The sequence below is a fragment of the Intrasporangium chromatireducens Q5-1 genome (assembly GCF_000576575.1).
GTDB classification, from domain to species: Bacteria; Actinomycetota; Actinomycetes; order Actinomycetales; family Dermatophilaceae; genus Intrasporangium_A; species Intrasporangium_A chromatireducens.
Map to the genome: position 1 here is coordinate 1 of NZ_AWQS01000182.1, position 7,562 is coordinate 7,562.

The window sequence follows — 7,562 nt, forward strand, 5'->3', positions numbered from 1 at the left end:
CGCCGCGACGGTCCTCGCGGGCGCGGCGGCCGGCGTGGCCCAGCGACTGCGGCAGGTGGAGACCGCCGGGGTCGCGACCGTCGTGCTGGCCCTCGACCGGGGCGCGACGGACGACCTCCGGGCGTTCCGCGCCAACGGTGTGCTCGTGCCGACGAGCGCGGGGCTGCTGCTCAAGGCGATGACGCACCTGTCACGGAAGTGGCCGCACCTCGACGACGGCGGGACGACCCTCGTGCGCCTGTCCGCCGGTCGCTTCGGGGACGACACACTCGACGAGGTCGACGACGAGCAGCTGGTCGCCCGGCTGCTCGCCGACCTGCACGACCTGACCGGCCTCGCGGCCGAGCCGCAGGCGGTGCACGTCCAGCGCTGGCCCGGGGGCATGCCCCAACAGACCGTCGGTCACCGCGCCCGTGTCCGCTCACTGCGCGACGACCTGCGCGAGCTGCCCGGCCTGACCCTGGCCGGTGCCTCCTACGACGGCATCGGCCTCGCCGCCTGCGTCGCCTCCGCTCATGAGGCCGCCGAGGCCACCCTCACCCGCTTGTCCCACCCCACCCAGACCCGGAGCCTCACATGAGGGAGACCGCACCACCCGAGACGGACAGCACCGAGCGGGCCGAGCTCGCCGAGCGACGGGCCGTGCGTCGTCTGCGCCACGACCCGGGCGACCGGCCGATGATCGTCATCTGGGAGGTGACCCGTGCGTGTGCGCTCGTCTGCCGGCACTGCCGGGCCGACGCGCAGCACCGGCGCGACCCCCACGAGCTGACGACCGAGCAGGGCACGGCGCTGCTCGACGACATCGCCGGCTTCGGGGCTCCCTACCCGATCGTCGTGCTGACCGGAGGTGACCCGTTCGAACGGCCCGACCTCGCCGAGCTGGTGAGGCACGGCCACGGCCTCGGGCTGCACATGGCGCTCTCGCCGTCGGTGACCCCTCGACTCACCCCCGCGGTCCTCGCCGAGCTGCGCGCCGCCGGAGCGGGGGCCGTGTCGCTGTCCCTCGACGGGGCGACGGCCGCGACGCACGACACCTTCCGGGGCGTGCGGGGGGTCTTCGACCAGACGCTCGTCGCGGCCCAGGACGTCAAGGCGGCCGGGTTCCGGCTCCAGGTCAACTCCACCGTGACACGCGGCAACGTCGACGAGCTGCCGGAGCTGCTCCGCCGGGTGCTCGACCTCGACGTGTCGTTGTGGAGCGTCTTCTTCCTCGTGCCGACCGGCCGCGGCCAGCTGCTGGAGGCGCTGACGGCCGAGCAGGTCGAGGACGTGCTGCACTGGCTGCACGACGTGTCCGACCTCGTCGCCCTGAAGACGACCGAGGCCCCGCACTACCGGCGGGTCGCCATCGAGCGCGCCCGGGCGGCGGCCAGCGGCGCCCCAACGCCGGTCCTCGGTGAGCTCTACCACCGCCTCACCGCGGCGACGGCTCCCATCCGGGCTGAGCGGCATACCTCCCGGCGGCGTGGCCGCCCGCCGATCGAGGTGAACTCCGGGCGCGGCTTCGCGTTCATCGACCACCGGGGCGATGTGTACCCGAGCGGCTTCCTCCCCCAGCGCTGCGGCAACGTCCTCGACGGGGGCTTCCGCGACATCTACCGCACCAGCCCGGTGCTGCGGTCGCTGCGGGACCCCGACCAGCTGACCGGCAAGTGCCGCTCGTGCGAGTTCCGCGAGGTCTGCGGCGGCAGCCGGTCGCAGGCCTACGCGGTGAACGGGGACGTGCTCGGCTCCGACCCGAACTGCGTGTACGTCCCCGCCACCGCCTGACCGAGCGCTCAGCTGCCGCGCAGCACCGGGCCCAGTGCCTCGAGGACCGACGCGTCCTCGATCGTCGCGGGCACCGCCGGGTTCGCCCCGTCGGCCATCTCGCGCATCGTCTTGCGCAGGATCTTGCCGGAGCGGGTCTTGGGCAGGCCGCCGACGATGTCGACCTGGTGCAGGGCCGCGACCGGGCCGACCTCCGCCCGCACGCGCGTCACGAGCTCGGCCCGGATCCGCTCCCCCTCGCTCTGCGCGTCGATCCCCGACTTGAGGACGACGAGCGCACGGGGGACCTGGCCCTTGAGGTCGTCGTGCACCCCGATGACGGCGCACTCGGCGACCGCCTCGTGGCCGGCGAGGGCGGCCTCGATGGACCCGGTCGAGAGCCGGTGCCCTGCGACGTTGAGCACGTCGTCGGTGCGGCCCATGACAAACAGGTAGCCGCCCTCGTCGAGGTAGCCGCCGTCACCGGTGAGGTAGTGGCCGGGAAAGGCGGACAGGTAGGAGCTGACGTAGCGCTCGTCGTCCTGCCACAGCGTCGGCAGGGTGCCGGGCGGCATCGGCAGCCGGATGCAGATGGCTCCCTCGGTGCCGGCCGGGGCCTCGTTGCCCTGGGGGTCGAGGATCCGCACGTCGTAGCCGCAGACCGCGACGGTGGGCGAGCCCGGCTTGATCGGCAGCAGCTCGATCCCCTTGGGGTTGCAGGCAATCGGCCAGCCCGTCTCGGTCTGCCACCAGTTGTCGATGACGGGCACACCGAGCCGGGCGCTGGCCCACTCGTACGTGTCCGGGTCGAGCCGCTCCCCGGCGAGGTACAGGGTGCGGAAGCCCGACAGGTCGTAGCCCTTGAGGAGGGCGCCGTCGGCGTCCTCCTTCTTGATCGCGCGGAACGCGGTGGGGGCGGTGAACAGCGCGGAGACGCCGTACTCCTCGATCACGCGCCAGAAGGCCCCGGCATCAGGGGTGCCGATCGGCTTGCCCTCGTAGAGGATCGTCGTCGCGCCGGTCAGCAGCGGCGCATAGACGATGTAGGAGTGCCCGACGACCCAGCCGATGTCGCTGGCGGTGAACATCGTCTCGCCCGGGGAGATGTCGTAGAGGTTCTTCATCGACCACCGGAGGGCGACGGCGTAGCCGCCTGAGTCGCGGTAGATCCCCTTCGGCTTCCCGGTCGTCCCCGAGGTGTAGAGGATGTAGAGCGGGTCGGTGCTCGCGACGGGGACGCAGTCGGCGCCCGCCCGCGCGGACTCGCTCGAGAAGAACTCGTCCCAGTCGAGGTCCCGCTCGCCCAGCTCCGCGCGCAGCTGGTCGCGCTGGAGGATGACGCAGTGCTCCGGCTGGTGGTCCGAGCGCTTGATCGCCTCGTCGAGGAACGGCTTGTACGGCACGACGCGGGACGGCTCGACCCCGCACGAGGCCGACAGGACGACCCGCGGCGCGGCGTCGTCGATCCGCGCCGCGAGCTCCTGGGGCGCGAAGCCCCCGAAGACGACCGAGTGCACCGCGCCGATGCGCGCGCAGGCGAGCATCGCGACGACGGCCTCGGGGACCATCGGCATGTAGATGACGACGCGGTCGCCCTGCTCCACCCCGAGGCCCTTGAGGCCCCCGGCGACCGCGCGCACCTGCTCGAGGAGCTCGGCGTAGGTGACCGTGCGCTTGCTGCCCGTCACCGGCGAGTCGTAGTGGATCGCCGCCTGGTCGCCGCGCCCGGCGTCGACGTGGCGGTCGACGGCGTTGTGGCAGACGTTGAGGACGGCGCCCGGATACCAGCGGTAGAACGGCGGGTTGCTGTCGTCGAGGATCCGCTCCGGGGGTGTGATCCAGTCGATGTCGGCCGCCGCCTCGCGCCAGAACCCCTCCGGGTCGCTCAGGCTGCGCCGGTAGATGTCGCTGTATGCCGCTGTGCTGGCTCCGTCGCTCATGTGCCCACTCTGCCGGGCCGGGTTGCCGAGTGCCAGAGCCGAGCCAGCGCGAGCCGGTGAGCGGCCTTCCGGCCGCGCCGAGCGGCCGCGCGGCTGTGACCAATCGCACGCCACCGTCGAGTGAGCGCAAGCTCCGGTTGCCACCCGTCGACTGAGCGCAAACTCCGGCGTCAAGCCGTGGCAGCCGCCAGCTGGCCACAGGCCCCGTCGATGTCCTGGCCCCTGGTGTCGCGGATCGTCGTCGGGATGCCGTGGGCCCGGAGCCGCTCGACGAAGTTCTGCTCGACGCCGGGTCGGCTCGCGGTCCACTTCGAGCCCGGTGTCGGGTTGAGCGGGATGGGGTTGACGTGCACCCAGCCGCGGCCGCGGGCGTTGAGCTTCTCGCCGAGCAGGTCTGCGCGCCAGCCCTGGTCGTTGATGTCGCGGATCAGGGCGTACTCGATGGACACCCGCCGTCCGGTCGCCTCGAAGTAGCGACGGGCTGCGTCGAGGGCCTCATCGACCTTCCACCGCGTGTTGATCGGCACGAGCTCGTCACGCAACTCGTCGTCCGGCGCGTGGAGCGAGAGGGCGAGGGTCACCGGGATCCCCTCGGCCGCGAGCTTGTCGATGGCGGGCACGAGGCCGACTGTCGACATGGTGAGGCCACGGGCCGACATCCCGAGCCCGTCGGGTGCCGGGTCGGTGAGCCGCCGGATCGCGCCGACGGCTGCCTTGTAGTTCGCCAGGGCCTCCCCCATGCCCATGAAGACGACGTTGCTGACGCGCAGCGGGGCCTCCTGGTCACCCGCGTCTCCCCCGGCCAGCTCGCCATGACGCAGCGCCCGGGCGGCCCAGACCACCTGCTCGACGATCTCGGCGGTGGAGAGGTTGCGGGTCAGGCCCGCTTGTCCGGTCGCGCAGAACGGGCAGTTCATGCCACAGCCGGCCTGGCTGGAGATGCAGATGGTGACCCGGCCGGGATACCGCATCAGCACCGACTCGACGATGGCCCCGTCGTGCAGCCGCCACGCATATTTCATCGTCTGCCCGTCGTCGGCCTGTCGCCGCACCACCGGGGTGAGGAGCGTCGGGAGCAGGTCGTGGACGAGCTCGCTCCGCACGGCCTTGGGCAGGTCCGTCATCTCCTCCGGGTCGGCGACGAGCCGCTCGAAGTAGTGCGTGGACAGCTGCTTGGCTCGGAAGCCCTGGTGACCGAGGGACTCGACGACCCCCTTGCGCTCGGCGGGCTCGAAGTCGGCGAGGTGCCGCGGCGGCTTGCCGCGGCGGGGGGCACGGAAGGTGAGCTGGCCCGGGGTGGGCCGGCTGGTGGTCGGGGTGGGCAGCTCCACGGGTGCTGTGGGGGCGCTGTCGGGCTGGTCATCACTCATCGCAGCCCAATTGTCTCAGGTGCCGCCAAATCCAGCCCCGGCCCGCGGTCGGAGGGCGGTCACAGGGCCTGCGGTGCGAGGAGGGTGAGGACGGCCCACACCATGGGGGCGACCACGACGAGGGAGTCGAGCCGGTCCATGATGCCGCCATGGCCGGGAAGGACGTTGGACATGTCCTTGATCCTCAGGTCCCGCTTGATGAGCGACTCCATGAGGTCGCCGATGGTCGCGGCGACGGCGACGGCGACGCCGAGCAGGACGCCGACCCACCACGGGTGCTCGAGCAGCAGCCGGACCGTGAGGGCGCCCCCGATGACGCACAGCAGGACGGAGCCGCCGAAGCCCTCCCAGGACTTCTTCGGACTGATCGTCGGCGCCATGGGGTGCTTGCCGAGCAGCACTCCCGCGGCGTACCCGCCGACATCGCTGCAGACCGTGATGATGAGGAAGACGAACACGCGGCCGACACCGTCCTCGGCAGCGAGCAGCATCACCGCGAACCCGGCAAGCAGGGCTGGGTAGGCCGTGATGAGCACGCCCCCGAGCACGTCCCGCGCCGCGCCGTCGAGCGGTCCAGCCGCACGCCAGATGACCACCGCGGCGGCGGTGAGGCACCACGCGAGGACGAGACCCCCGGGCCCGTGGACGTAGGCGGCCCACAGCATGGCGACCGACCCGACGACGGCAGGAACGAGGGGCGCGCGGATCCCTTGCTGGGTCAGCGCGTGGCGCATCTCCCACACGCCGACGCCGATGGCGGCCGCGACGACGACGAGGAAGGACTCCTTCTTGACCAACAGGGTCGCGACGATGACGACACCGAGGCCGACCCCGACGCCGATGGCGGCCTTGAGGTCGCGGCCGGCACGCGATGGCTTCTGTTCACGGCGTGACCTGCGAGTGCCGGCTGGCTCTGCGCTGGACATGATGACGAGCGTCGAAGGTCAGACCTCGAGCAGCTCGGACTCCTTGGCCTTGGCGAGGGCATCGATGAGGTCGGTGTGCTTCTTGGTCAGGGCCTCCAGGTCCTTCTCCGCACGCGACCCCTCGTCCTCGCCGACCTCGCCGTCCTTGACGAGCTTGTCGATGTCAGTCTTCGCCTTGCGGCGGATGTTGCGCACGGACACCCGGGCCTCTTCGGCCTTCGTGTGCGCCAGCTTGATGTAGTCGCGGCGGCGCTCCTCCGTCAGCTCGGGCATGATGCACCGGATCTGGTGGCCGTCGCTGCTCGGGTTGACTCCGAGGTCGCTGTCGCGGATGGCCTTCTCGATGGCGTGCATCGCCGACTTGTCGAAGGGGATGACGAGGATCGTGCGGGCCTCGGGGTTCTGGAACGACGCGAGCTGCTGCAGCGGCGTCGGCGCCCCGTAGTAGTCCACGAGGAGCTTGTTGAACAGGCCGGGGTTGGCTCGACCGGTGCGGATTCCGGCGAAGTCCTCCTTGACGACCTCGACGGCCTTGTCCATCTTCTCCTCGGCCTCGAACATGGTCTCGTCGATCATGGTGCTCTTCCTCGTCCCCTTTTTGGGTGTGTCGGTGGTGTGCGGTGCTGGGTCGGCCCTGCCGAGCCGTCAGGCGTTGACGACCAGCGTGCCGATCTTCTCACCACGCAGCGCGCGGGTGACGTTGCCGGGGCCCTCGATGCCGAAGACGAGCATCGGCAGCTTGTTCTCCATGCAGAGGCTGAAGGCGGCCGCGTCGACGACCTTGAGGCCGTCCGAGATCGCCTCGGTGAAGGTCACCGTGTCGAGCTTCTTGGCCTCCGGGTTGAGCCGCGGGTCGGAGTCGTAGACCCCGTCGACGCCGTTCTTGCTCATCAGCACGACGTCGCACTTGATTTCGAGGGCGCGCTGGGCGCTCACGGTGTCGGTCGAGAAGAACGGCATGCCAGCCCCGGCTCCGAAGATCACGACGCGTCCCTTCTCGAGGTGCCGGATGGCGCGGCGGGGGATGTACGGCTCGGCGACCTGGGTCATCTGGATCGCCGTCTGGACCCGCGTCTCGATGCCCTCCTTCTCGAGGAAGTCCTGCAGGGCGAGGCAGTTCATCACGGTGCCCAGCATCCCCATGTAGTCGGCGCGGGTCCGGTCCATGCCACGTTGCTGCAGCTCGGCCCCCCGGAAGAAGTTGCCGCCGCCGACGACGATGGCGACCTGCACGCCCTCGCTGACCGGGGGTGCGATCTGGCGTGCGATCGACTGGACGACGGCGGGGTCGACGCCGACCTGTCCTCCCCCGAAGGCCTCTCCCGAGAGCTTGAGCAGGACGCGCCGACGGCGCGGTGAGGTCGACATTTCGGTCATGGGTGCTCCTTGTGGGCAGCGCAACACGGGGTCGCCCGATCTTTCCACATCACCACTCGGGCGCGGTCCCGGAGCCATGAATGTCGGGTATGCCGCCCTCCCGCGCCTGGGCGCGTCAGCCCGGTCGGACGGTGGCGGGCACGGTGGCGGGCACGGCGGCGGGCACGGCGAGGCGCTCCACGGTGCGGCCGTGGAGC

General features: G+C 71.2%; 7 protein-coding genes. 2 read left to right on the top strand and 5 right to left on the bottom strand.

Features of this window, described 5'->3' with window-relative positions:
- Together N864_RS25115 and N864_RS16675 are read left to right on the top strand one after the other, a co-directional pair.
- Positions 1 to 580: FAD-dependent oxidoreductase (locus N864_RS25115; protein ID WP_034719418.1), on the top strand; the 580-nt coding region annotated here is incomplete at its 5' end.
- The gene (locus N864_RS16675) at positions 577 to 1,773 is read left to right on the top strand and encodes a TIGR04053 family radical SAM/SPASM domain-containing protein (RefSeq protein WP_051518710.1); all 1,197 of its coding nucleotides are present in this window, start codon (positions 577 to 579) and stop codon (positions 1,771 to 1,773) included. The genes N864_RS25115 and N864_RS16675, both read left to right, overlap by 4 nt.
- Positions 1,774 to 1,781: 8 nt before the next feature.
- On the opposite strand, the gene N864_RS16680 is transcribed toward N864_RS16675, so the two are convergent.
- The 5 genes from N864_RS16680 to pyrH all read right to left on the bottom strand — a co-directional run bounded on the left by N864_RS16680 (position 1,782) and on the right by pyrH (position 7,365).
- The gene (locus N864_RS16680; RefSeq protein ID WP_034719421.1) at positions 1,782 to 3,692 is read right to left on the bottom strand and encodes a propionyl-CoA synthetase; all 1,911 of its coding nucleotides are present in this window, start codon (positions 3,690 to 3,692) and stop codon (positions 1,782 to 1,784) included.
- A 170-nt stretch (positions 3,693 to 3,862) separates the two neighbouring features.
- Positions 3,863 to 5,062 (bottom strand): dual-specificity RNA methyltransferase RlmN, encoded by a 1,200-nt coding sequence (gene rlmN / locus N864_RS16685; RefSeq protein ID WP_051518711.1) that lies wholly within the window; start codon positions 5,060 to 5,062, stop codon positions 3,863 to 3,865.
- A gap of 59 nt (positions 5,063 to 5,121) precedes the next feature.
- Positions 5,122 to 5,988: a phosphatidate cytidylyltransferase gene (locus tag N864_RS16690; protein WP_034719424.1), complete on the bottom strand. Its 867-nt coding sequence runs from the start codon at positions 5,986 to 5,988 to the stop codon at positions 5,122 to 5,124.
- An 18-nt stretch (positions 5,989 to 6,006) separates the two neighbouring features.
- A complete protein-coding gene (frr, locus tag N864_RS16695) occupies positions 6,007 to 6,564 on the bottom strand; it encodes a ribosome recycling factor (RefSeq protein ID WP_034719426.1) in 558 nt (185 codons plus the stop codon).
- Positions 6,565 to 6,633: 69 nt separating this feature from the next.
- The gene (gene pyrH / locus N864_RS16700; protein ID WP_034719428.1) at positions 6,634 to 7,365 is read right to left on the bottom strand and encodes a UMP kinase; all 732 of its coding nucleotides are present in this window, start codon (positions 7,363 to 7,365) and stop codon (positions 6,634 to 6,636) included.
- Positions 7,366 to 7,562: the final 197 nt, after the last annotated feature.